General features: G+C 42.0%; 19 protein-coding genes. 2 read left to right on the top strand and 17 right to left on the bottom strand.

The window, feature by feature from the left end:
• Positions 1-882 precede the first annotated feature (882 nt).
• Both AB4Z30_RS02150 and AB4Z30_RS02145 read right to left on the bottom strand, forming a co-directional pair.
• A complete protein-coding gene (locus AB4Z30_RS02150; RefSeq protein ID WP_441922807.1) occupies positions 883-1,410 on the bottom strand; it encodes a hypothetical protein in 528 nt (175 codons plus the stop codon).
• A 525-nt stretch (positions 1,411-1,935) separates the two neighbouring features.
• Positions 1,936-3,534: a hypothetical protein gene (locus AB4Z30_RS02145; protein ID WP_441922805.1), complete on the bottom strand. Its 1,599-nt coding sequence runs from the start codon at positions 3,532-3,534 to the stop codon at positions 1,936-1,938.
• A 227-nt stretch (positions 3,535-3,761) separates the two neighbouring features.
• Between AB4Z30_RS02145 and AB4Z30_RS02140 the strand changes: the two genes are divergently transcribed.
• Positions 3,762-4,964: an outer membrane protein assembly factor BamB family protein gene (locus AB4Z30_RS02140; RefSeq protein ID WP_441922803.1), complete on the top strand. Its 1,203-nt coding sequence runs from the start codon at positions 3,762-3,764 to the stop codon at positions 4,962-4,964.
• Between the two features lie 63 nt (positions 4,965-5,027).
• Here AB4Z30_RS02140 and AB4Z30_RS02135 read toward each other — a convergent pair.
• From AB4Z30_RS02135 to AB4Z30_RS02120, 4 genes are all read right to left on the bottom strand, one after another.
• A protein-coding gene (locus AB4Z30_RS02135) for an IS3 family transposase (protein ID WP_441922801.1) occupies positions 5,028-6,355 on the bottom strand; the annotation gives its coding sequence in 2 pieces (ribosomal slippage) (positions 5,028-5,986 and positions 5,986-6,355; 1,329 coding nt in all).
• Between the two features lie 187 nt (positions 6,356-6,542).
• A complete protein-coding gene (locus tag AB4Z30_RS02130) occupies positions 6,543-7,637 on the bottom strand; it encodes a hypothetical protein (RefSeq protein WP_441922799.1) in 1,095 nt (364 codons plus the stop codon).
• A 502-nt stretch (positions 7,638-8,139) separates the two neighbouring features.
• Entirely contained in the window at positions 8,140-9,594 is a 1,455-nt protein-coding gene (locus tag AB4Z30_RS02125) for a terminase B (protein ID WP_441922797.1), read from the bottom strand.
• Positions 9,587-9,718 carry a hypothetical protein gene (locus tag AB4Z30_RS02120; protein WP_441922795.1) on the bottom strand — a complete coding sequence of 44 codons (132 nt, stop codon included), beginning with the start codon at positions 9,716-9,718 and terminating at the stop codon, positions 9,587-9,589. Before AB4Z30_RS02120 ends, AB4Z30_RS02125 begins: the two co-directional genes overlap by 8 nt.
• Before the next feature lie 26 nt (positions 9,719-9,744).
• On the opposite strand from AB4Z30_RS02120, the gene AB4Z30_RS02115 reads away from it, so the two are divergent.
• The gene (locus AB4Z30_RS02115; RefSeq protein ID WP_441922859.1) at positions 9,745-9,981 is read left to right on the top strand and encodes a tyrosine-type recombinase/integrase; all 237 of its coding nucleotides are present in this window, start codon (positions 9,745-9,747) and stop codon (positions 9,979-9,981) included.
• Positions 9,982-10,090: 109 nt separating this feature from the next.
• On the opposite strand, the gene glnA is transcribed toward AB4Z30_RS02115, so the two are convergent.
• The 11 genes from glnA to mutL form a co-directional block, all read right to left on the bottom strand.
• Complete coding sequence (gene glnA / locus AB4Z30_RS02110; protein WP_441922793.1) at positions 10,091-11,419, bottom strand: type I glutamate--ammonia ligase; 1,329 nt, start codon at positions 11,417-11,419, stop codon at positions 10,091-10,093.
• Positions 11,420-11,549: 130 nt separating this feature from the next.
• On the bottom strand, positions 11,550-11,963 hold the full coding sequence (locus AB4Z30_RS02105) for a MerR family transcriptional regulator (RefSeq protein ID WP_441922791.1): 414 nt from the start codon (positions 11,961-11,963) through the stop codon (positions 11,550-11,552).
• 82 nt (positions 11,964-12,045) lie between these two features.
• Positions 12,046-13,299, bottom strand: coding sequence for a methionine gamma-lyase family protein (locus tag AB4Z30_RS02100; protein WP_441922789.1), 1,254 nt, complete (start codon positions 13,297-13,299; stop codon positions 12,046-12,048).
• Between the two features lie 85 nt (positions 13,300-13,384).
• The gene (hflX, locus tag AB4Z30_RS02095; RefSeq protein ID WP_441922787.1) at positions 13,385-14,671 is read right to left on the bottom strand and encodes a GTPase HflX; all 1,287 of its coding nucleotides are present in this window, start codon (positions 14,669-14,671) and stop codon (positions 13,385-13,387) included.
• 113 nt (positions 14,672-14,784) lie between these two features.
• The gene (locus tag AB4Z30_RS02090; RefSeq protein ID WP_441922785.1) at positions 14,785-15,756 is read right to left on the bottom strand and encodes an AAA family ATPase; all 972 of its coding nucleotides are present in this window, start codon (positions 15,754-15,756) and stop codon (positions 14,785-14,787) included.
• Positions 15,757-15,869: 113 nt separating this feature from the next.
• Positions 15,870-16,433, bottom strand: coding sequence for a DUF402 domain-containing protein (locus tag AB4Z30_RS02085; RefSeq protein WP_441922783.1), 564 nt, complete (start codon positions 16,431-16,433; stop codon positions 15,870-15,872).
• Between the two features lie 295 nt (positions 16,434-16,728).
• Positions 16,729-19,395: a PBP1A family penicillin-binding protein gene (locus tag AB4Z30_RS02080; RefSeq protein WP_441922781.1), complete on the bottom strand. Its 2,667-nt coding sequence runs from the start codon at positions 19,393-19,395 to the stop codon at positions 16,729-16,731.
• Positions 19,396-19,563: 168 nt separating this feature from the next.
• On the bottom strand, positions 19,564-19,806 hold the full coding sequence (hfq, locus tag AB4Z30_RS02075) for an RNA chaperone Hfq (RefSeq protein WP_090916826.1): 243 nt from the start codon (positions 19,804-19,806) through the stop codon (positions 19,564-19,566).
• A 543-nt stretch (positions 19,807-20,349) separates the two neighbouring features.
• Entirely contained in the window at positions 20,350-21,306 is a 957-nt protein-coding gene (miaA, locus tag AB4Z30_RS02070) for a tRNA (adenosine(37)-N6)-dimethylallyltransferase MiaA (protein ID WP_441922778.1), read from the bottom strand.
• Complete coding sequence (locus AB4Z30_RS02065; protein WP_441922776.1) at positions 21,287-22,072, bottom strand: class I SAM-dependent methyltransferase; 786 nt, start codon at positions 22,070-22,072, stop codon at positions 21,287-21,289. Before AB4Z30_RS02065 ends, miaA begins: the two co-directional genes overlap by 20 nt.
• Before the next feature lie 17 nt (positions 22,073-22,089).
• On the bottom strand, positions 22,090-24,513 hold the full coding sequence (gene mutL / locus AB4Z30_RS02060) for a DNA mismatch repair endonuclease MutL (protein WP_441922774.1): 2,424 nt from the start codon (positions 24,511-24,513) through the stop codon (positions 22,090-22,092).
• Between the last annotated feature and the right edge of the window lie 22 nt (positions 24,514-24,535).

Here is a 24,535-nt window from a genome sequence, read left to right as displayed (position 1 = left end):
TTTTCATAGAGCCCTACCATTTGTTTTTTGAACTCGGTTGTGAATGTACGTCGTTGTTGTTTAGGCATTGTAGAGATCCGCTCCTTAACATGATAGTTTTATTCTACAAGCCCTTATTTTTTCTGTCCAACTAAGTGTAGCCGATCCACTTCATCATAGTACGCACTGTAATTCTTTTCTCTACTGTAAGGGTTCGTAGCGTGTAATATTTCTCCATACTGATCATTTAACCTAACTAAATCATCTTTCGTCAGATAACTATCTAAAATCGGATCTACCGTCCTTTGACTCTCACTGTCATATTCCGGTCTACTTGGTTGGGGATAGAAGTTTGGATTAATTTCAAGCATACTCTCTAAAATCTTTTAGCATTCCAATGATTTTTGAATCTTCGATGTTGTTTCTTATATTCAACTTTATTTGCTGATATTGAAGAAAACATTATGAGCTCGACTATCTTTCTAAACTGCAGATAAATGAATTCAATTTCATAAATCGTGACTCTGTTTTGGATTACAAACGTTACTATAACTGCGATTCGGGATTTGATTTCTTCCATGCATTGCAAATATTTTTGAGCGTCTTTCTCAATCATTTTGGCCATCTCCCTTCATACCAATATTTCGGCATAAGAGGTTGAAAAGTGATGTTGTGGAGCAATCCTTTACCCTTTCTTTGTGTTGAGTTGGTTTCAACGTTTTCATAGGCTTCATATTCGTGCGTACGCTCACTCAGACGCTGTTCTCCGCTCTTCAAAGGACTGGCCCCTGCAAACAAACATTCTCGTGCTTAGAAGCTTAAAATGGCTCGTAATCCGTCATATATGAGCAAAAAAAGAGCCGTATAATAAATCTACGGCTCTTTTGAAGAATGTCATTTCTATTAGTTTACTTCTGATTTGATATCTGTTGTATATCCACTGAATGTTACATCGACTGGTTTTTTTCCATTGCCATTTGGTCCACCTGTAAAGCTAATTGTATAACCACCCGCTCTTACGCCTTGGGGGTTCTTATCGGGACTTAGCCAAGCATCTGACCCATTTCCATTGATTACCTTATTATAATATTCTTTTTTAGTTTCGGTATGGTATATCACTATCTTTACTGGCGAACTAGAATTGTTTACAAAGTCTACTTTAACATATCCATATCCACCGGCAACATTGAAATTAGTAGTAACATAACCTGAACCAAGCTTACTTTGTATCCTACTTCCAAATTCATCCTTGCGCTGTTGAGGTGTAATAATCAAATCATCAAAATTACCTGACCGAGCAATTTCAGCAAAATCACGTGCTGAACTAGAAGTTGGAACCGCCTCTGTATGTAACGAAGTTGATGGAGCGGCAGATGCTGTTGTTGCTAGTGCTAGAAATAGTCCTGACAATAACAATGCTTTTGCTTTCATCGAAAATCCCTTCTTTCTAATTGTATTATTATTACAATATAACCATAACATCATTTGTAAATATTTGCAACTTATCACTAATATTTAGTTTATTTAAAATATGTTGGTTTAATATTTATATTTTTAGTAAAAATAGGTCTACTACAAAACTGCTTCACTCCATCCCATCTACCCCATACACAACCTTTGCACTTCTCCGGCTACTTTCTGGGACGGATACGTTGCTTTTTCCGTCTTCTGCCGCTAATAAAAAAGGCGAAAACCAATAGAAATGCTTCTTCGTAATGAACTAATGCTGGTTTTGTCGTTACAAAAGTATTTAAACTAGTGGTTAACGTTAGGATATGTATTCTTATGATTTCTGAAAAAGGGATCTCTACAGAGATTCATACGATTACTTTTCGTATGCTTAGAAAAACAATTGCCTACTTTAGGAAATACCAAGCTTTAAGAAAGAGTAAAGAGGCTAAATACAAATACGGATAGCAACTGGATAGCCATTCTCTCACGTATTTAGCCTTGTACTTATTTTAATATATATTTAGACACGGTTTTACTGTCAGTAACACGATATAACGTATTGTTACCAACATAATAAAATTCATTCCGTTGATATTCATCAGAAGTTATCTGGAATTGATACTTGATACTTAAGTTCTTTCCATTCAGCGCATAAAACTTATCTTCCCATTTGGAATTATTATAAGTACCGTAACTGAAAGTTATATCCCCAGATGGAGTTATTTGCTGATATCCTTCATAGTATTCAGCTTTTTTTGTAGAAGAAAGTAGCTTGTTATTTTTATTGTATAGACTGATTGTTTTGTTTTTTGTATCTCTCAGTAAAAAATTATCTCCGACTACAACTAATGGATCTGATTTGTTAAAACTTTCTTTAGGTAAAGAGCGTTTCCACATAAGTTTTCCATCAACATTATAAGCGTGTAAATTGTGAAGAGACACTTTATCTTTATATGAGATTAAATCTAAAATTATAGTTCCACCACTTAACTGATAGGTTTGCATGCCCGAATACTTACCAGCAATTTTGTGAGAAATTATAGGTTTTTGAAGAGATGATACATTTTTAAATATTTCTATTGTGTTGGATTTAGAAGGATAGTTTGAAATAACATGTCCTGTGTTTAAAATCTCAGCGTATCGTGATTTCAATTTAGTTAAAGATACCTGTTTTCCATTAGGATTAAAAATAGTTATTCGAGTATCATATTTATTTCCTTTATCCTCGACTACCGCTAAGTTGCCGTTAGAAAGCAAATATGGTCTAGCAGTTCCATTTTTAAATGTCTTAACCCAGTTAACATTACCTTTAGAGTTGACAGAGTATGTTTTATATTCCTTTCCATCATTGGTACTAGATGTGAAATATACATCTCCGTTCTTACCATACAATAAAGGTGTCCCTCCAAAGGTTAACATCTTTACATTTTTTCGAAAATCATAACTCCAATGTTCTTTCCCTGTTGTTGTGTTAATTGACTGGACTATATAATCATTCACTTTTCCATTTTTAAACTCTTTTAATTGGAAATAAATAGTGTCTTTATTTGCGTTAAACCCATCATATTCAGGGCCGGCAGTCTGGAAAAAATAAGATGAATTCGATTTCATGGTCCATTTGGGATTCGGTAAATTATCATTGTTAACCGCTTCAGTATCCTTTGGTAAGTCCATATCCTTATCCACTTCAACTGGAGGTTTGTAATTTTGTTCAGGCTTACGGTCACTGAAAGGATAATCATAGAACTTAACTAAAGGTGTATTATCATTAATCATGACAAATGCAACCTTATTTTGTTCCACTTGTTTAGATTCAAATGGAGGCGTAGTTATAGAAAAGTAGTTATTCTTGTCTACAGTAACAGACTGTTGATTTATTATTTTCCAACGACTTGGATCAGTAATCTCTCCGGTCACGACCATTACCATAAACTCTTTTTCTTTATTTTCAAAAGCTAATCCTTCAATTTCGAAGGAATTGTCATCATGGATTACAACGTTCCTACTTACACCAAAAGCGTACGAAGTATTCTCAAGGAATAGCAATAGTGATATAAATAAAAGTGCAATAGACAGTAAAAAACCTCTGATAAATAATTTCATTATGTAGTTTCATCTCCGATTCTTGTTTTTATAGACATTTTCTCTCTCTTTCTAATTTTATGACTAAATAAAATTCAATCACCTTATTAATATCGGTATAAAAACTGTAATTTTCAAGTCAAATAAAGTATGCATTTTAAGAATGTTATAAACTGTTACAAAATAACTTCACAACCAGTCGTAGCTTATGGTATCTTGTGATATTAGAAAATTGGAGGGAACACAGCGTGAAAAAGAGAATATTTAGTTTATTAATTATTTTTAGTTTGTGCTGTTCATTAATTGCTGTACCAAGTCATGCAGACACAGTATTGCCAGAGGCTGAATGGGTTCAGAGACTTCAAGGACGTCCAGCAATATCTAAACCTATATTTACTGTTGACTCTAAAGGAAACGAAACGATAATTATTCGTCCAAAGGATTACATCTTAGAAGGAATTAATGCAAAAACAGGCAAGAAAAAATGGGAGAAAAATGTTAAAGGTAAGATTGTAAAGTATGCTGAGGATGGGTACATATCTTGGTACGATTATGATAAAAAAATTGGGAACATAACTGTTATTGATCCTACTACGGGTAAAGATAAATGGACAGCACCACTACCTTCATATAGAGGAAACGTTAGTGGGTATATTTATCCGAGTACAGGAGGAAGTGTATATGTAGTTGTTTCAGAATACTTTGAGCATAAATCGTCTATTTATTACTATGATAAAAATGGTAAGAGATCGAAGCTGTACACCCTTCCAGTTGAATTTTCTGATATTAATAAAGGGTACTTATTTGGTTACAATAATGATTATCCAAAATCAACGTATACTGTATTTAATCTCCTATCCGGAAAGAAGATTTTTAGCATAAAAGAGAATACTTGGATTAATGACTACGATCATTATAAAACTGGACAAGTTAATGGTCATAGACCAGCAATTATATTGTCTGGAGGGACCATCATAACTCAATACTATGATGATAATAATCGGATTTTAAAAGGTTATAGTCCCTCAGGAAAATTGAAATGGACTAAAAAAGTACCATTTACGAATAGAAGTAATGATGATTTGATTGTATACACACTAAACAATAATTTCTTGATGGTTGGTGGAGCCGAAAATTTATTTAATCTGTATAACCATAATGGCGAATTAATTGGAAGTCAGGAATTTGACAGTAAGGATGACCACTCATCTAGGATGTACGGTAAAATGATTGTGTCATACGATTATAAAAGCTTAATGTTCTCCACTTACAAAGATAACAAATATGAGGCCTACCTGTTAGATACAAATAATTTAAGTACTTTATTCTATACAACGGAACAAATAGAGGTAGTTGCTCCGCTTCAAAACTTTGCTTTTCTTAACAAGAAAAATGAACTTTATGCGTTTAGAACAGCCAAGTATGATTTGTATAAGTACATTTTGAGATAATTATGCTAAAGGGATCGCTGCAGTATTAAAATGTACCCCTTGTAAAGGACAATTTAAAAAAGGTTAGGCTACTTCAAGCTGCTGTCTGTATCGTGCAGGCGGCAGCTTGTTCAAGTTCCATTGACCTCGATAATAATTGTAATAGATCATGTAGCTTTTCACTTCTTGCTTGACCTCTTCCAGGGTCATACATGTTTTGAAATTCGTTTCATCTTTAAAATGCCCAAAGAAGGATTCTTGTGGAGCGTTATCCCAACAGTTTCCTCGACGCGATATGGATTGACCTAGCCCCATGTTCTTCACAAGCTTTTGGAACTTTGGGTTCGTATAGTGAAATCCTTGATCCGAATGAATCAGCGCATCCGAGGTGAGATGACGATGTTTTTTGAGTTGTTTCAACGTCTCCATCGCAATGTCCAAACCGAGTGAAGCAGAGACTTCATAAGCTAAGATTTCATTCGTTTCAGCATCTTTAATGGTCGATAGGTAGGCTCGCTTATTTTTCCCATAAGTTAAATACGTGATGTCCGTTAATAGTACTTTGCCTGCGATCCCTTGCTTAAAAGCTCGATTTAATGTGTTAGGACAGATTCGATGCTCTTGGGTGGCTTTAGCCATACGACGTGCGGGATTAGCTTTTCGAATGGGACAAACGATGTTGTACTTTTGCATGACACGACGAATTCGCTTAAGGTTGTATGTGACTCCATATTGGTGCTCCAGCGTCATTTTGATTTGACGAGCTCCCTTCTTTCTTCCCCGATAATGGTAGGCTTTCAGAAGGATCGCTTTCACTTGTTGATCGTTTTGTTCCCGTTTTTGACGATGTAATTGAGCATATTCACTACGATATCGATAATAGCCGGAACGTGAAACCCCAGCGATTTCACAAAGAACATGCACCTTTCGCTGAGAAGGAGTTGTATGCATCATCTGTTGAATCAGTTTGAATTTTTGCTGCGTACTTAATTGGATGTCTTTTTTCTCATCTGCCTTTCGAGTTGATCGAGCTTTTTTAAGAATTCATTCTCCGCTTCAAGCCATTTCATTTTCGCTTCCAAACGGGCATATTTTTCTTCAAGACTTAATTCACGGGTCAGAGGACGGCCTGAGGCGTGTTTTCTACCGTCAGTTAATCCAGCAGGTCCTTGTTCTTGAAAAGCCGTACGCCATCGATTGGAAGCCTTTCGAATCCGGGTTGCACCTAAGACGTCAATGGGAAAGCCCGCTTCCTGAAAAATCTCACTGAGAGGCGTACCTTGACTGTATTCTTGAATAAATCGTTCTTTGAACGCATCCGTGTACGTAATAGCTTTAGCGCTAACATTTTTCACATAGGGATTTTTTCTTAACTGATCTTGCTCTTGAGTTGTAAAGTGTTTTTTTGACATTTGCTTGACCACCGCTCGTTTTTTATTCATTGTACACAAAAAGACCCTACAAGATGACCTTTTTTAAAGTGTCTATCTTATAGGGTACATTTTATATTGCATTCGATCCCTTTTGTTATACCATTACGAAGTATTCAAAGTTAATTACAAAAAGAGCCACTCGCTATCGCAAGTAGCATTTAAAAAACTAATTCAACAAATACTTAGATATTGTCTTTCCAGCATCAGTTATATATAGATTGAAGCCTTCTTTTAAGTGGAATTTTGTTTTATACGGAATAATTTCAGGAACGATAACTTCACTAATTTGATTTAGATCCGTTCCATTTAGGATAGTTAGCTTTGTCTTCTCAACAATCAAAATTTTGTTATCACTATTTGTATCAACATTAATGATTTCGTTAAATTTCGCCTTCTTCAATAATTTCCCTTTTTTATCAAGTAACAAAAGCGTGTTTTTTTTCCAATCTATAATGAGAAGTTTATCTTTCAAAAATTCCAATCCATTGTTGCCGTTAGATGGGATCGACCAAATTTCCTTCCCGTTTGTGCCACGTGCACCAAAACTGCTGTAATATTTTCCGTTGAATGTATTGAAATAGACAGTGCCATCTTTATCAATATAATCAGGCATTTTACTACCACTACGTTCATATTTAAATTTCAAACTCAATTGATCATTATAAAATGAGTCATAGATTTTGTTTTTGCTATCGCTGGTTGTGACTAGAAATCCATTCATATAAAAATATATATGTTCTTTTATTTGTTTTTTCTTTAACATTTTTCCATTTTCATCAAATTTATATGCCATAAAATTATAAGATGAAATTCTAGCGGTAACTAATATATATCCATCACTAGTTATGTAGACACTATTCAGATCCCTAAGTTTCTCACTAAACGTCTTATTCCATAATTTCTTACCCATCTTGTCATATGCGAAGAGCTGCGTCACTTTCTTATTGTTTATTTTCGAAGATATTACTGTATAATATTTTCCATTTTTTTCGTCAAGGGCGTTATCTCCTCTAAAATGAGTAAATTCACCTCTATTTTCTACAAAATTCTTTTTAGAACCGTTACTATCTTGCATATATTGAACTCCATTTGAGTCAATTATATAGACAGTATCCCCTACCTTTTCCAAATCCGGATTATAGTATTCATATTCAGTTGACCATTCGGGGCTTGGCAATGATTCGTAAGATTTTGCTGATGCAACATTCGCAAAAAGCAAACTAAAAATCAGTGCGGAAACTATTAGCTGCATTTTCTTCATGAGGATCTCCTTCTATATAACAGATTTTTAGGCTTAACCTAAAGCTTTTTATATTATCGATATAAAAATAGTAATTTACAAGGAAAATAAAGGATGGATCATTCTTTAAGTAGATGATCTGTTTATCAAACCGTACCTCAAAGACAATTTAAATTACGGTGCATCCCTCCTAACATTAATCGCTTTTTATAATTGTCTCGCTAAAGTTAATTCCAAGCATAGATTACTTGGGATTATGAAGACCTACTGGGAGTAAAAAATATGGGTACATGACTAGATTCGTGTAAAATGAAAAACCATTCATTATAGGAAATTCACCGAAAAAAGTTTGTTAGTCCCCACTCCAAGTAAGTTCATAACATTTTTTACAAGAGACAGGCCGATATTGCCAGTCTCTTATTTATTTATTTTTTCTACACAATGTACCGAAAAGACTGATTTGGCTACCTCAGAAATCAAAAAATATCTCCTTATAACCATAGTTTCACAACAAATTGTTGATTTATCTTTTAATAGAAACTTCCTCTAATGTGGGGAGCATCATAGATTGAGGCGTTCCCATTAAATATTCACCAAAAGTAAGAACGTAGGCATCAGCCCTGTCCGGAGACTTTAATCCGCGTTTCTTCATGTCCTTCTTACTTTCAAGTAATATCTTACCCTTGCTAGTCATTGACCATTTTCTTGTAGTCAATTGGGAGGTAAGTACATCATCATCGGGTAATTGTAAGACCGCAGAATCATTGTTTATATAATTGCTCATGTTTTGTTCCAGTTGAGCTTTAATATATGCCCACATCTCAGTGCCCAGGTTTCCAAAATGCTCATCCAAAGATGATGATCCATTATTGATAGGAATAACATTATAGTGAAGTCCTTCTTCCGCTATAACCTCATTCAACCGATCCGTGACACCACCACCTACCCCGGTATCATCTACTCGGATTCTCACATGAACCACTTCTGGATACTGTGGTAACAACTCTTTGATTAAGTTCAATACCCACCCAGCAGTAACCATCGTATCTTTTTTAAAATGATGATGCTGACCAACTATTACTGGTCCTATGCCTGCATATATGGATGTTTCATCATCGCCAAAACGAGCAACGTCACAGCCAATGGTTAAGATGTCACCAACCGGAGGCAACCTGACTTCTTTTGCTGCGAATTCAGCTACTTCCAGCGCAATAAATGTTTCTGATTCCCCGCGAGGAATTTCTCCTTCAACCCGAACACGCCATACATCAGATCCCTTTCCGTATTTACGTTCAAGCATGGCAATATTCTCTTTGCTGGTACGAGGGCTGTTCAAACATGAAACTTTATGAGTTTTGTAATCTGCCCTATCTCTGTTGTGCGAGTCGTAGAACACCCCGCTGGTTCGGGTTGGGTTTCCGCACATAAGAAGCTTATTGAATTCGCCTGAGAGTGTGCCCAGGATCGCCTCCATGATCCTATCCTCAACCCCGGACGCTTCATCTACTATGAACAGCATATAATCTTCGTGGAAACCCTGCATGTTCTCCGGCTTTGTAGCTGTACGAGCTGTTGCAAACCAACGTTCTTCGTAATTACGCATGTAAATTTTAGTCTTCGTCCACTTCAGTATCTTTTTGAGTAAAGGACTTTTTTCTTGCCACTTACTTATTTCTGCCCAAAGAACATCATGAAGTAGCTGTCTGGTTGGAGCAGTGCATATTACCTTCGGATAGGGAAAGCATGTAAGGAACCACAATGCAGTCGCCGCCTCAAGGCCAGTCTTTCTTACTCCTTGTCCTGATCTCACAGAAACACGCGGATCGCCAGCTATATCCATCAAGACTCCAGCTTGCCATTCGTCAGGCGTAAATTTCAGTAACTCCACGCAAAAAAGAACCGGATTCTTCCGGTACTCAGGAATTCGTTTTTTAAATGCAGCAAATCGGCGTTTAGTTTGTGGAGACTCTTTACTCACCTGACTCCACCGCCTTAACCCAATCTTCGATCAGGTCATCCTCGGTATCTCCATCGCCGTTCTTCAGTTTCTCAATCTCAAGGCGGGTTTTAACTAGTTTTCCATCGAGGAGACGGTCGCCCATTTGCGAAATCAACCCTACAAAGAGCAATTAAGCGTATATGCAAAAAAGCTGGTATCGATAAAGAAATTACCATACACGGGCTCAGACATACACATGCGGTTATGATGTTAGAATCTGGAGCGAGCATGAAAGAAGTTCAGGAGAAATTAGGACATGCTTCTATAGACGTGACTTCCGATATATATGCGCACATCACAGAAGTTATAGAGGCTCGAAGCATCGATAAATTTTCTTCGTACATGGAATACACTAAAAAAAATTGAAATAAGCGGTCAAAACGGCGGTCAAAATAGAAATCCCACAAATAATACGATAAAACGAAAAAAACCTTGGCATGCCGGAAATCCAGCAATACCAAGGCTTATAGTCTATCTAGTACAACGTGATATATTGATCGCGTTCCCATTGGTGGACTTGTGTGCGGTACATATCCCACTCAATTTCTTTCAGCTCGTAGAAGTGAGCCAGGGCGTGGTCGCCGAGAGCGTCACAGATCACTTCGCTGCGGATCAATTCGTTCAATGCTTCTTTCAGGTCAGCCGGCAAGCTAGGAATGCCTTCTTCCACACGCTCTTCTTCTGACATGATGTAGATGTTGCGGTCAATCGGAGCTGGTAAGGAAAGCTCGCGTTTGATTCCGTCCAGACCTGCTTTCAATAAAACAGCCAAAGCCAAGTACGGGTTAGCAGCCGGATCCGGATTACGAACCTCAACACGCGTACTCAGACCACGTGAAGCCGGGATACGGATCATCGGGCTACGGTTACTTGCAGACCATGCTACGTAACATGGTGCTTCGTAACCAGGTACAAGACGTTTGTATGAGTTCACAGTCGGGTTAGTGATTGCTGCAAATGCACGTGCATGCTTCAGAGTACCAGCCATGAAGTGACGTGCAGTTTTGCTCAGGCCCAGCTCGTCTGACTCATCTACAAATGCGTTCTCATTGCCACGGAACAAGGATTGGTTACAGTGCATACCGGAACCGTTCATACCGAACAATGGTTTTGGCATAAATGTAGCATGTAATCCATGCTGACGCGCAATCGTTTTAACAACGAGTTTGAACGTTTGGATCTGGTCTGCTGCTTTCAAAGCATCTGCATATTTGAAATCGATCTCATGCTGACCAGGAGCTACCTCGTGGTGAGAAGCTTCGATTTCAAAGCCCATTTCTTCAAGTGTAATAACGATATCACGACGACAGTTTTCGCCAAGATCTGTTGGCGCGAGGTCGAAATATCCGCCTTGGTCATTCAATTCATTCGTTGGGTTTCCTTTTTCATCTGTCTTGAACAAGAAGAATTCTGGTTCAGGACCAACGTTGAAGGAGGTGAATCCCATTTCTTCGGCTTCCCTCAGGTTTCGTTTCAGGATGCCACGTGGATCGCCTGGGAATGGGTTCCCGTCTGGAAGATATACGTCACAGATCAGACGAGCGACACGATTGTCGGATACCCATGGGAAAATAAGCCAAGAGTCAAGATCCGGATAGAGGTACATGTCGGATTCTTCGATACGAACATAACCTTCAATGGAAGAACCATCAAACATCATTTTGTTATCCAAAGCCTTCGTCAGTTGGCTTACTGGAATCTCAACGTTTTTGATTGCTCCAAGCAAGTCGGTGAACTGCAATCGAACGAATCGTACGTTTTCTTCTTTGGAGATGCGGAGAATGTCTTCTTTTGTATAACTCATGATTCCTCTCCCTTTCTTATCTGCGTATTTGGCTTGCATGTTATATTTGTACATTAGAATGTGCCACGGGTCAAGGAGTCTGACATGAGAAGTTTGAAATATGCCTTACCCGCGTCGTTAGGCGAAACAATTATTTTTTATTAAAAAAACGAGAAAGTTCACCTTGGATGAGAGATACTTGACCAGGTCTTTTGCCTGAGACAAGCTGTTGCTTCAACAAACGGTGCAGTTGTGTATCAGAAAGTTCTCTTCGTTTAACTTCCGTATCCGGCGTAATTACGGTAGCTTCTTCAGACTCTTTCGTAACAGGATTCATGACCTGCTTGATACCAGCAATGTTAACTCCTTTTTCGATCAAAGCTTTAATCTCTAGTAATCTCTCAACATCGTTAAAAGAAAATAAACGCTGATTTCCCGAAGTTCTTGCAGGAACAATCAGACTGTGTTGCTCATAATAGCGAATCTGTCTCGCGGACAGGTCGGTAAGCTTCATTACGATACCGATCGGGAATAAGGCCATATTTCTACGAATTTCGTCGCCCATGTTCATCAACCTTCCAGTCATCTATTCTTGACCCTATTGTACATTTAGTTGTTACAAAGTGTCAATGACGTGTTAGATAAACTCACAATAATTTACGATCTTTCATCGCTTGTAATGCCATCAAAACGCCATATTTAACATGAGAGTAAGTTAATCCACCCTGCATATAGCCGATAAAAGGCTCTCGAATCGGTGCATCAGCTGACAACTCCAGGCTTCCACCCTGAATAAACGTACCTGCCGCCATGATGACAGGATGCTCATACCCAGGCATGTCCCAAGGCTCTGGCACAACGTGGCTATCCACAGCAGCAGCCTGCTGAATACCTTGAACAAAGGCGATTAGATGCTCAGCTGAGCTGAATTGGACAGCCTGAATCAGGTCGGTACGTGGCTCGTCCCACGCCGGTTTAGTCACAAATCCAGACGCAGCAAACATCGCTGCAGCGAAAATGCTTCCCTTAATCGCTTGACCAACAATAGTCGGAGCCATGTAAAGTCCTTGGTAGATGGCTCGCGTTGTCCCAAGCATAGCTCCTACCTCGCCACCAATCCCGGGTGCAGTCAAACGATAAGCCGCCAGTTGTACATACTTCTCTTTACCACATATGTATCCTCCGGTTTCTGCCAGTCCACCACCAGGATTTTTGATCAAAGAACCCGCCATCAGATCCACGCCGACTTCCGTAGGCTCACGTTCCTCCGTAAATTCGCCGTAACAATTATCCACAAATATGATAACATCGGACTTCAACGCTTTAACACGCGCGACCATATCCGCGATTTCGGCAATCGTAAAAGAAGAACGCCAATCGTATCCACGGGAACGCTGTATGCCTATAACCTTCGTTGCTGGCGTAATAGACTGTTCCACCGCTTCCCAATCCACTTGCCCTGCGTCTGTCAGTGCGGTTTCCGCATACCCGATACCAAAATCACGGAGAGAACCCGTTCCGTCACCCGGCTTGCCAATGACTTTATGTAATGTGTCATAAGGCTTACCTGTGATGTACAACAGTTCGTCTCCTGGACGTAGTACGCCGAATAGTGCTGTACTTATCGTATGTGTTCCCGAGGCAAAATGAGGACGTACCAGTGCCGTTTCCGCACCAAACACATCTGCATACACCTCGTCTAACACCTCACGACCACGATCATTATAGGCATAGCCTGTGGAGCCAGCAAAATGAAAATCACTTACTTTTCTGCGCTGAAACGCATCAATAACCTTCCATTGATTATGATCTACAATGCGATCAACCTGATGCAACTGCCCTTCAATCTGATGTTCCACCTGATGTTGAAGTTCTACAATGTTTGAATCAAACCTTGCCATCTTGCTTCATTCCCCTTTATAGCACGAAACGGACGTATTCGGACCAATTCTCGTGTCGACTTATCACATAAATATGTCATGAATATTACAGTTCAATGAAATCTTCGAGTAAATAACTAAACTTCTCATATTCTCCTTTTTGCAGTTCAACTTGATAAATGACATCATTCTCCTCATATTCCGTTCCAACCACGTCACCAATTTTGTAGAGAACAGATGTCAGATCCCCACGCTCTGCTGGAATACGAAACCGTTTAGTATCGCCCGTAAGTTCAGCCTGAATTAATTCACGAACCTTGTTTAAGTCTGATTCGTCCAAGGCACTTATTTTGATATGCTTATTATCTAAAGGGAGCATTTCAAGTTGCTCCGGTGTGCAGGCATCCTTTTTGTTATACAGTACAAGCTGAGGCTTGTCCCCTGCACCTAGTTGCTGCAAAATGGCATGAACCGTGCTCATCTGATCCTCGCGCATCTCGGATGAAGCGTCAACAACATGTAAAATCAGGTCAGCTTCATTCACTTCTTCCAGTGTAGCGCGGAATGCCGCAACCAGATCATGAGGAAGGTTCTGTATAAATCCGACCGTATCTGTCAGTACGATCTCCTTGCCACTTGGCAGCTCCATCGTACGCGATGTTGGATCGAGTGTAGCAAATAACTGATCTTGAATATACACATCTGCAGCAGTTAACTGCTTCAACAATGTGGATTTACCGGCATTCGTGTAACCTACCAATGCTACTTGAATAATCCCTGTTTTTTTACGGCGTTCTCTGTGCAATTTACGATGACGTGTGACCTCTTCGAGATGACGTTTCAAATCATCAATCCGTCCCCGGATATGACGACGGTCTGTCTCCAGCTTGCTCTCACCTGGGCCTCTAGTACCGATCCCGCCACCAAGTCGTGACAGGTTTTTACCGTGCCCCGACAAACGTGGTAACAAGTAACTATGCTGAGCCAGCTCCACCTGAATAATCCCTTCTCGTGTACTCGCACGCTGTGCAAAGATATCGAGAATCAGCTGTGTACGGTCAATGATTTTTAAATCCAGAGTCTCTTCCAAATTTCGAACCTGAGCGCCAGACAACTCCTGATCAAAAATGGCTGTTGTTGCTCCGAGCTCGTCCGCAACCAAACGAAGCTCTTCCACTTTACCTTTTCCAATAAACCATTTGGTATCCCGTGTTTCCCGGTTCTGAGTTAATACACTGAGAACCTCAACTCCGGCGGTTTCAGCCAGCTTCACAAGCTCCTGTAATGAATATTCATGATTAATGCCAGAACGTTTCACTTCATCGGTGACCAGGCTGACCAGTATTGCACGGTCTTTTTTAGTAGTATCTGTATCATGCGTGCCATTTGTCATATATCAGTTCACTCCTCTGCTACGTATGCATTGCTTCAAAAGCATATCATCTCGTGGTATGGTTAAAGCCGGACCGGTTAACCCGGCCGGCTCTGTTAAAAGGTTATTATCGCTTACTTTCGTTCAAACTTCAAATCCTCTGTACGGATTGTCATTAGCTCCAGCTTGCCTGGACTTCCATCCTCGTATTGCTCCAGCAAACGAACCGCCTGATGCCTGATCGATCTCTCGATTGCATTCCTTACATACCTGGCGTTACTGAACGCGTGCAACGAATCATTCTTTTCCTGAAGAAGATGCTGCTTTAACTTGAGTATAGTCTGTGGCATCAAAATATAATCACGCTCTTTAGCCATAATTTCAGAGATTTGAATTAGTTGGTCAATCGTATAGTCTGGAAATTCAACCTGAATCGGAAAGCGGGAAGGTAAACCGGGATTCGTCTGCAGAAAAAAATCAATTTCCTCCGAGTAACCCGCCAAAATCAGAATAAACTGATTTTTATGATCTTCCATTGATTTCACCAAAGTATCAATCGCTTCCTTGCCAAAATCTTTCTCACCGCCGCGAGCCAAACTGTACGCCTCATCAATAAACAAAATACCACCAAGGGCTTTCTTAACCAAGTCTCTGGTCTTCTGTGCCGTATGACCAATGTATTCACCGACAAGGTCAGCACGTTCTACCTCAATAAGATGCCCCTTACTGAGCACACCCATCTTCTGAAACATTTTGGCAACGATTCTTGCTACTGTTGTTTTTCCCGTTCCAGGGTTACCTTTGAAAACCATATGATATACGTGTGCACCGCTAATCAGGCCTGCCTCGGAGCGCATCTGCGCAATCTGAAGAAATGCATAAATCTCAAACACTAACTCTTTGATATTTTCGAGTCCAACCAGCTGCTCCAATTCACCCTGAATCTCCTGAAAATGCGCATGCTTTGTTATACTTTTGGCCGCTTGTACCGAGAGTGCTTCATCTTTAGCAAGTATTTGAGGTTCCTGGTTACGTAATACCACATTAATTTGTCTGGATGGTCTGCCCCCCGGTTGCCCTCCTGCAGCCATGACCCGTCCGTTCATTCGCCATCACCTCTATTTTATCGGGCTGATCTCTCCTGATTATTAATGTATTCTATCAGGTGTCCAGATATTAGAAGGATGTACAAGAAAAGTTCGGATCAGAAAAATTCGTTTCAGATCTGGATGTTTTTCCGAAACTCACCGTTCTCAAATAACGTCTGTCTATGCTTCAATGATAATTGAAAGTATGGAAATACGTGAGCATCAATCGCGTGCAGCAGATCCTTCGCCGTCTTGTTCGCGAGATCATAATCACCCGTTGTAATATGTTTCCGTGACAAAGCATCTTCCAGCTCATCCTCATCCAGCAGAAAGATCTCTCCATCCTTAAGTACAACAACATCCAAATAAAGATCATCAAACCATGGAACGCCCTGATCCGTAATTCCCTGGCTGCGGCAAGTATCGATGTACCACTCTACAATTCGCTGCTGATCATCAAACATGGCTGTAACGACAAAGTGTTCTCCCTTCGGATAATACTGAAGCCAAGAATAACCCTTGTCAGCAATACAAAAGGTAGTACCTCCATACGTTTTCCACAAAGGTTCTTTCAAATCCTGTATGGTATACAGCGTAATGTAACCTGTAAAAATTTTGGACTGAACGAACCGGCATGTAAATTGTCGGTTCGTAATCCGGCGCCAGTTTGCGCGATCCCCGAATTTCCGTTTCATACGAACCCCTCTTTGCCGACTGCAGATCCGCGATCTGCTTTTAGATTGGTGAACAATTATACGCTGACCCGAGAGCAAGCACCTGAGTCTCTGCTCTTTACAACGTATTACGAATAGCTACAGCTTACCATATTTAGAGGATACACTCAAAACAAGCTTGCTCTGTCGCTATTCACGTGTCACATGATCTTGGATATCGTAAGGCAACCTGCCTTTTCTATATAAAAAAACTGCTTCACCGGCAAAACCGGGAAGCAGTTTTCAGAACAAATATTTCACCTTGAGGCTATGATGTTTATCCTCCTGAACCAGATTGAGGCGTGGAAGGGGCTTCTGCTCCCCCGCTATCTCCACCTGTTCCACTATCTGGTGTAACAATTTGACCCGGCGTAGTCACTCCACCATCAGTCGAGCCGTCGCTCCCAGGATCTGTGGTTCCTTGGCCTGGCGGAGTTCCACTACCATCCGGCTGACCATTGCCTGGGCCACCATTATTGCCATTATTGCCATTGTTACCGTTACTCCCGTTTCCGTTATTCCCATTTCCATTATTACCATTTTCACCGTCATTGCCATTGTTGCCATCTGGATTACCGTTATCGCCTCCGCCATTGTCCGGATTATCCGTGCCTGTTCCCTCAGGATCAGTACCAGTTCCAGAGTCTGTGCCTGGGTCTGGCTGCTGCGGTTCGACCTCTTGTGCTTCAATCATAAGTGAAACAGTATTCGATGGGCTCGTTTCCTGCCCGGTTGACAGATCAAATGCCGTTACATAATACTCATAGGTCAGACCTGGCAGCGCACTTAAATCCTGCGCACTCGTTGAGCCAATAGAGTCGATCAGGTGCGTGAATTGAGCTTCGGAGGTTTCCTTCCGATAGATACGATACTGTGTACTCCCATCACCAGTTCCCGTCCAGTTGAGAGAAACGGTTTGTGTAGAAGGATCATAAGATGCATTCAAACCGCCGACTGATAATGCGGGTTGCTGTGGTTCCTCCACTGGTGGAGGCGCCTGACCGCCGGCTGGCGTTTTGAAATCTTTCACAGGAACTCCTTTTAATGCGTCGCCCATAACTTTGGCGAAAAACGCTGCTGACAGCTTACTGCTGTTCTTCAGCATATGTTTTGCATCCGGATTGTCATAACCCATCCAGACAGCAGCGGTCCACTCTGGCGTATATCCAACAAACCATACGTCGCGGTTAGAGCTGTTGCCAGCGATGCCACTTTGCACCGTTCCCGTTTTACCTGCTACTGGCCGATCCAGACGAGCCGAGCGTCCTGTACCGTCATTTACTACATTTTGCAGCATCTGAGTAAGTTGATACGCATTTTGCTCACTCATGACACGTTTGGTCTCTGATTTATCACGTTTGTAAATGGTTTTATTGCTGCTATCCTCAATACTTTTAATCGAGTATGCTTGCTGATACTCACCAAGGTTAGCAAATGCGCTGTAGGCTTGAGCCATCTCCAGCGTGTTGGTCCCTTTGCTAAGACCGCCGAGAGCAATTGCCAGGTTTTTATCCTGATCAGTCAGCTGAATACCTACACTTTTCGCAAAATTAACCCCGGTATTTACCCCGATCTTATCCAGCAGCCAAACAGCAGGAATATTTTCCGACTTTGTTATGGCATCCGTCATACTGATCGTGGAAGAGTACCCATGAAGGTTGCCTGGGCAATAGTTGCCGAAACATTGCTTCGCGTTACTGAGGGCGGAATTCGCACTGTACTGTCCTGACTCAAGTGCAGGAGCGTACGATACGATTGGTTTAAACGCTGATCCTGGCTGTCTCCGGCTTTGCGTTACGCGGCTATACCCTTTGGTTTGATAATCACGACCGCCTAACAAGGCAACAAGACTGCCATTTTCATGATTCATAATGACCATCGAACCTTGCACCTGTTGATCATCCTTGCTTGCCTCGAACAAACTATCTTCTGAGAAAGCATTTTCCATAGCCGTTTGAGCCTGTGCATCCATTGTTGTGAAAATTTTGAATCCGCCAATGTTGAGATCATCTTCCGTCATGCCTGTTACACGTTCCGCTTCACGGAGCACATAGTCAATAAAGGCTTGATACTTTCGATCTTTCTCCGGCGGCGTATATTTATAATCCACAGCCTTGGCTTTGTTCATCTCAGCTTCAGTGATGTAACCTTGCTCATACATTAACTGCAGAACAACACCACGGCGTGTCTTGGAATCATTTGGATTACTTAGTGGGTTGTATGCAGATGGCCCTTTAGGCATAGCAGCCAAAGTAGCAATCTGCCACAATTCAAGTTCCTTCAGGTTACTTTTCCCAAAATAAAACTCCGATGCTGCCTTGATCCCGTATCGCTGATGACCAAAGAAAATACGGTTAAGGTACATCGTTAATATTTCGTCTTTGGAAAACTTACGTTCCAAAGCCATCGCAATCGAAACTTCGGTAGCTTTCCGGAAAAACGTTTTGTCACGTGACAGGAACATATTTTTGGCTAGTTGCTGGGTCAGCGTACTGCCGCCCTCCACCATGGAACGTGCCATGATATCTTTGACTGCCGCACGGCCAATAGACCAAAGATCTACACCCTGATGTTCATAGAAACGTTTATCCTCTGTTGCAACAAAAGCTTCCTTGACCAGTTTCGGAATATCATCGGATTCCACAGGGTCCAGCTTTTTAATCGAAAGTTCACCAATAATGTTGCGGTTACGGTCATATACCTTTGACGTTTCATTAATCGTTGTTTTATCCATGTTGGCTGTAAGCAGGCGTTCACCACTAATTAAAATAAAAAGATATCCGCCTAACGCACAGAATATGGCGACTGCCATTGTGAAAAATAAAGTCCAACCAACGCGTTTCCCCGTAATTTTTTTCTTTTTAGAGGTTTTAGGTTTCGCTTTTTGGTTTGACTTGTTATTGGTGTTGCGATTGTTAGACCTCGATAACGGATCGTTTGGCATGTTACCTCCTGACTCCCTTTCAGTTGCATGTTTTCTATTTCTCTGACGAGCACAAGCTTATATTAAACCTATTTTGCCCGGAATGAAAAGAACAACCCTTATTAGGTTGCTCTGTTTCAATACTTATACTTGTAGACGAAATGGTTTGTGAAAAGGTTTCGGAATTTTTTAAGCTTCGCCGCCGTTGTCTTGCTGCATCAGCGATACGCTGCGTTGCGGCGTGAACGTGGAGATGGCATGCTTGTAGACCATTTGCTGGCGTCCGTCGCTGTCAATGACGATCGTAAAATTGTCAAATGCCTTGATCGTCCCGCGGATTTGGAAGCCGTTGGTCAAATAGACCGTAGCCGGAATATTTTCTTTCCGCAGTTGGTTCAAGAACGTATCTTGGATGTTGATGGACTTGTTCATTAGCCGTACCCCCATTGGTTCATTTGAATTCGTAGTGTAAGTATTATTCAATATCGCTGAGTAGCTTTCGTGCTATTATATCATGAACAGTTTCATATAATCCACAAAAACCCCTTGTCTGCTTTTTCGTTGCTCCTTAAGGAAGGTTTTAGAATTAGAAGACTTATCCATTATACACTGCCTTACAGATTTGCAAAAGAGGGACAAATTTCACCTAATAACCGTATAACGAGGTTTGTGGATACAAATTCTACAGCGTTATACCGAGTTATCTAACATCACTTTACTAGTAAATGGTTCCATGACAGGACGATATTCCGCTCTATGTGAGCGTTACTCTAACACTAATTAGCAGAACAGATTCTTTTATCTTCGAGCTCAAAAACTCAAATTTCCGAAGATTAGCTAATTAAATTTTATCCTGAAATCAGAAATTTGAATCATATTGGGGAACTCCTTTGTTCATATACAAACAGTAAACTTAAAACATAATAAAAAACCTCCAGCTTTTCATTGAAAAGTAGAGGTTTCGTTTGACTAAAGTCAATTAAACGTACGTGTAATTAATTCACTTACTTGATTGTAATGCCCTTCGAAATTTTCAGTGTCTGTCATATCCACCCACTGAATATCTTTCATATGACGGAACCAGGACAACTGGCGTTTGGCAAAACGGCGCGTGTCCCTCTTGAGCCACTCCACTGCAGCCTCCCAGCTAACTTCTCCTTGCAAATACGCGGCAATTTCCTTGTATCCCAAGCCCTGCATGGAAATATGACCTCGCGCGACTCCGCGTTCCAGCAACGCTTTTACCTCATCGACCAGTCCTTGCTCGATCATCAGATCGATTCGTTCTTCGACGCGTGCATATAACTTCTGGCGATCCATCGTCAAACCGATGATGAGCAGATCGTACGGAGACTCTTTTTTCTGAACAGCCAGCTGCTCTGACCATTTCTCTCCTGTTAGATGAAAAATCTCAAGCGCACGTACAATCCGTCGTTGGTCGTTTGGATGAAGACGATCCGCACTCGCTGGATCAACTTCTCTGAGCCGATCATGAAGTGCCTGTGCCCCATGTTGCTGCGCATAACTGAACTGCTCTTCTCTGAATGCTTCATCCGAACCGCTATCTGAAAATTGAAAACCATAACAAACCGATTCCACATACAGCCCCGTTCCACCCACGATAAAAGGCAAATTACCCCGTTCATGGATTTCAGGAATCAATCGTGTGCAACTCTCTTGAAACTCGGCGACGGAATAAGGATATTCCGGTTCATGAATGTCAATTAGATGATGGGGGATTCCCTTCATTTCTTCAGGCGTTATTTTGGCGGTTCCGATATCCATCTCTCGATAAACCTGCATGGAATCTCCCGAAATGACTTCACAGTTAAAAGCCCGTGCCAGCTCAATGCTTAATCTTGTCTTGCCTACAGCTGTTGGTCCAACGAGCACCAGCAACTTAGGTTTTGTTTTAACTTCCGCTCTCAACATTAATCACTCCGTACAAGGTTTTTGCATTGGCCCGATCCAGCACCTGGAATCCCAGTCGGTCAAACTCTGCGCTGCCGCGTTTTTCTTTCATGACCACTCGCTTGCGGGCGACTCTTTTCGCCTCGCTAATGCTCTCCTCCGCTAATGCATGGGCATTCGCATAGTCCCGTAAAGGCTGGATTGCACTCGAATCCATCAACGGCTCTCGAAACATCGGATCAAAATATACTGTATCACAGCTCCGGTCAGGCAAAGAACGAAGCAGTTCCAGATGATTCTGATTCCGCAGTTCAATGCGCCGAAACGCCTCGTCTATGGAAGGCTCGTTGCTCTCATAATGGGACATGCCATCAAGTAGAAGTGTATAGAGTGGCTCGGAGCTTTCACAGGCAATTACACAGCCTTGAACACCTGTCGCAACCGCAAATACGAGTGCATCCGAACCGAGTCCTGCCGTACAGTCCACAACGGTATCTCCTTTGAGTACAGCACCTGCTTCCAGCATTGGATCAGACTCTCCACGTAGAACACGTTTGGCACGTACAAACCCCATACTCGGGTGGAATTCAAGCTCCGACGCATTCTTTCGGAACAAGCGTGCTCTACCTTTTAACACGACCAGAATCTCCTGTACACCATACTGCTCAAGCAATTTGGGCAGAGATGTTCTGTTGCGTGCTACGTAGGTGCCTCCAGTTGAAACAGCCAGCGCTTGCGCACGTTCAACCAGAGTGGCCGCCTCCTTGTCACCCGTCGTTATATACATAATATCCCCCTATAAAACTACATCACTCGTTTAAATAATTTCTCCAGATCATATGTTGAAAATGAAATCACAATCGGCCGTCCATGTGGACAGGTATATGGCTGCCGGCATGTACCCAGACGCTGTATCAACACCTCAGCCTCCCGATCCGTGAGCTTCTGATTTGCTTTTATCGAAGCTTTGCAGGAGCACATAATCGAAGCCGCTTCCCGCATCTTGGCCACATCAATGCTACGTTCGCTGAGAACCCATTCGGACATTTCTTCGATAATGTCCTTTTCATCCCCTTTTGGGAACCAGTAGGGGTGAGAACGTACGCGGAAGGTTTGGCCGCCAAAATGCTCCAGATATACCCCCGCCTGTTCAAACCAAGAGAGTCTAGCTTTCAACTTTTCCGTCTCCGAAGGTGTGAATTCAAGTGTAATCGGTAGCAGCAATTCCTGCGAGGCCTGAGCCGGATTACCAAACTTCTCGTAATAGTACTCGTAGTTCACCCGTTCGTGAGCGGCATGCTGGTCGATCAAATATAAACCTTCATCGTTTTGTGCAATTAAATATGTTCCATGGTGCTGACCAATCAAACTAAGTTCAGGGAACGCAGGCATGGAAGGATCTGAGTGCATTGCAGCTGAAAGTTTGGCTGGATCAGGCATAGACGTCTTTTTCCAGCTTCGTTCTCCTTTTGAGCCTGCTGAATTATATGGTGAACGGCTCTCCCTTACAGAAGTGCTGTTGGATGCTGAATAATATGCTCCCGTTTGACTCTGCACAGTATCCCGGGTTCCAGTTTCACTCGCAGCAGCCCCTTCGCCGTTATTAGCCGTTGGGCTTACGTCCGCCTTCTCACTTGAACGTTCATCGGAATATACACGCTTACCCTCCGTTACATTACTGCCTGAATCCAAGCGCGTTTCTGTACCTTGATGGTCACCATTCGCTTCTCCATCGGGTCTACTATGTGGCTCACCTAGATTACCGTCAGGCAAATCAGAGTTCCTATACCCCTTTCCTTGCTCAATCTGGGCACTATTCCACGAATCTTGTGGCTCATATAAGGGTGCTGATTCTGGCGGCGCTTCAGGTAAAGGAGGCGTTTGCGTCAAAGTGGATGCGATTTGATCTACTGCTAGTGCTAACCCGTTATCTTTGTTTGTTCCTGTTGCTGTTTCAAGTTCCGCTGGTGCATCCAGATCGGAATGATCGTCTTCTAAACCTTGACGTAGTGACACAGATGTAGATGACAAATTTTTGGGAATATGTGTTTCTTTCGTGTCTTCCACATCTTTACCATTCCTACTGTTTTGAATATCTCTGCCGAGCGGACCTTGCTGACCATAACCTTCGCTAACGTCCTGCTCTTTCACTGGGCCGCGCGGGAAAAGAAATTGCTCTTGAATAAACGAACTGTCATCTCCACGCCTGATTTGCTGTTTCCGTACTTGCGGAATCAAAACCTCTTGCCGCAAAATACCGCGCAGTGTGGTTTCCACAAACTCGTATAGCTCCGTCTCTTTGCTGAATCGCACCTCCAGCTTAGCCGGATGTACGTTCACGTCCACCAGCGAAGGATGCATCTCAAGTTGCAGAACCACCAGCGGGAAGCGATTAATGGGCAACAGCGTGTGATAAGCTTTCAGAATCGCCTGGTTCAACCCATAGTTACGAATATATCGACCATTCACAATCGTTGACATTCCCGCACGGTTCGTGCGTGTCCATTCTGGCAGACTGATCAGACCGCTAATTTTGTAATCCAGGTTCTCTCCCTCAATCGGCAGCATCGCTTTAGCCGCACTCGTGCCATAGATGGCTGCGACCACTTGTAACAGATCGCCATTACCCAGCGTCTGCAGCAACGTATTTTCATTGTGGCGAAGGGTGAACGAAATATGAGGATGCGACATCGCCATCCGATATAGTACATCCGAGATGTGCCCCAGCTCGGTCTGAATGGTTTTCATATACTTTAGTCTGGCAGGTGTATTGTAAAATAACTCCTTCACCACAAACTCCGTTCCTTGTGGTGACGCAGCATCCTCATGCTTGCAGAGCTTACCGCCTTCAATCACGATACGCCGCCCTCGTCCGTCATCTCCGCTAGCACTCAGCACTTCCACCTTAGAGACGGCTGCAATACTTGGCAGCGCCTCACCGCGAAATCCAAGACTTGTGATCTGGAACAGATCCCGTCCATGGGTTATTTTGCTGGTTGCATGACGATAGAAAGCTGTTTCCAGATCATCCGGCTCAATGCCTGAGCCGTTATCCTTTACCCGGATGCGAAGCAGCCCACCTTCCTCCACCGCAACTTCAATCTTGGAGGCCCCCGCATCCACTGCATTTTCCAGCAGTTCCTTTACAACGGATGCAGGCCGTTCAACCACCTCACCCGCCGCAATCTGGTTGGCAATATGTTCATCAAGCACATGAATTTTCGCCACAGGTTCTCCTCCTCCCGGTTAC

The organism is Paenibacillus sp. 2TAF8 (genome assembly GCF_052114825.1).
GTDB lineage: Bacteria > Bacillota > Bacilli > Paenibacillales > Paenibacillaceae > Paenibacillus.
This window is presented reverse-complemented; position numbering and strand designations above follow the sequence as displayed.

Excerpts from the sequence above, each read along its gene's own strand:
- AB4Z30_RS02145 (WP_441922805.1), bottom strand. The coding sequence starts at position 3,534 with ATGAAATTATTTATCAGAGGTTTTTTACTGTCTATTGCACTTTTATTT.
- AB4Z30_RS02065 (WP_441922776.1), bottom strand. The coding sequence starts at position 22,072 with ATGTATATAACGACGGGTGACAAGGAGGCGGCCACTCTGGTTGAACGT.
- AB4Z30_RS02130 (WP_441922799.1), bottom strand. The coding sequence starts at position 7,637 with ATGAAGAAAATGCAGCTAATAGTTTCCGCACTGATTTTTAGTTTGCTT.
- AB4Z30_RS02085 (WP_441922783.1), bottom strand. The coding sequence starts at position 16,433 with ATGAAACGGAAATTCGGGGATCGCGCAAACTGGCGCCGGATTACGAAC.
- AB4Z30_RS02100 (WP_441922789.1), bottom strand. The coding sequence starts at position 13,299 with ATGGCAAGGTTTGATTCAAACATTGTAGAACTTCAACATCAGGTGGAA.
- AB4Z30_RS02090 (WP_441922785.1), bottom strand. The coding sequence starts at position 15,756 with ATGAACGGACGGGTCATGGCTGCAGGAGGGCAACCGGGGGGCAGACCA.
- AB4Z30_RS02105 (WP_441922791.1), bottom strand. The coding sequence starts at position 11,963 with ATGGGCGACGAAATTCGTAGAAATATGGCCTTATTCCCGATCGGTATC.
- glnA (WP_441922793.1), bottom strand. The coding sequence starts at position 11,419 with ATGAGTTATACAAAAGAAGACATTCTCCGCATCTCCAAAGAAGAAAAC.
- AB4Z30_RS02120 (WP_441922795.1), bottom strand. The coding sequence starts at position 9,718 with ATGGGCGACCGTCTCCTCGATGGAAAACTAGTTAAAACCCGCCTTGAG.
- miaA (WP_441922778.1), bottom strand. The coding sequence starts at position 21,306 with ATGTTGAGAGCGGAAGTTAAAACAAAACCTAAGTTGCTGGTGCTCGTT.
- hflX (WP_441922787.1), bottom strand. The coding sequence starts at position 14,671 with ATGACAAATGGCACGCATGATACAGATACTACTAAAAAAGACCGTGCA.
- AB4Z30_RS02150 (WP_441922807.1), bottom strand. The coding sequence starts at position 1,410 with ATGAAAGCAAAAGCATTGTTATTGTCAGGACTATTTCTAGCACTAGCA.
- AB4Z30_RS02080 (WP_441922781.1), bottom strand. The coding sequence starts at position 19,395 with ATGCCAAACGATCCGTTATCGAGGTCTAACAATCGCAACACCAATAAC.
- hfq (WP_090916826.1), bottom strand. The coding sequence starts at position 19,806 with ATGAACAAGTCCATCAACATCCAAGATACGTTCTTGAACCAACTGCGG.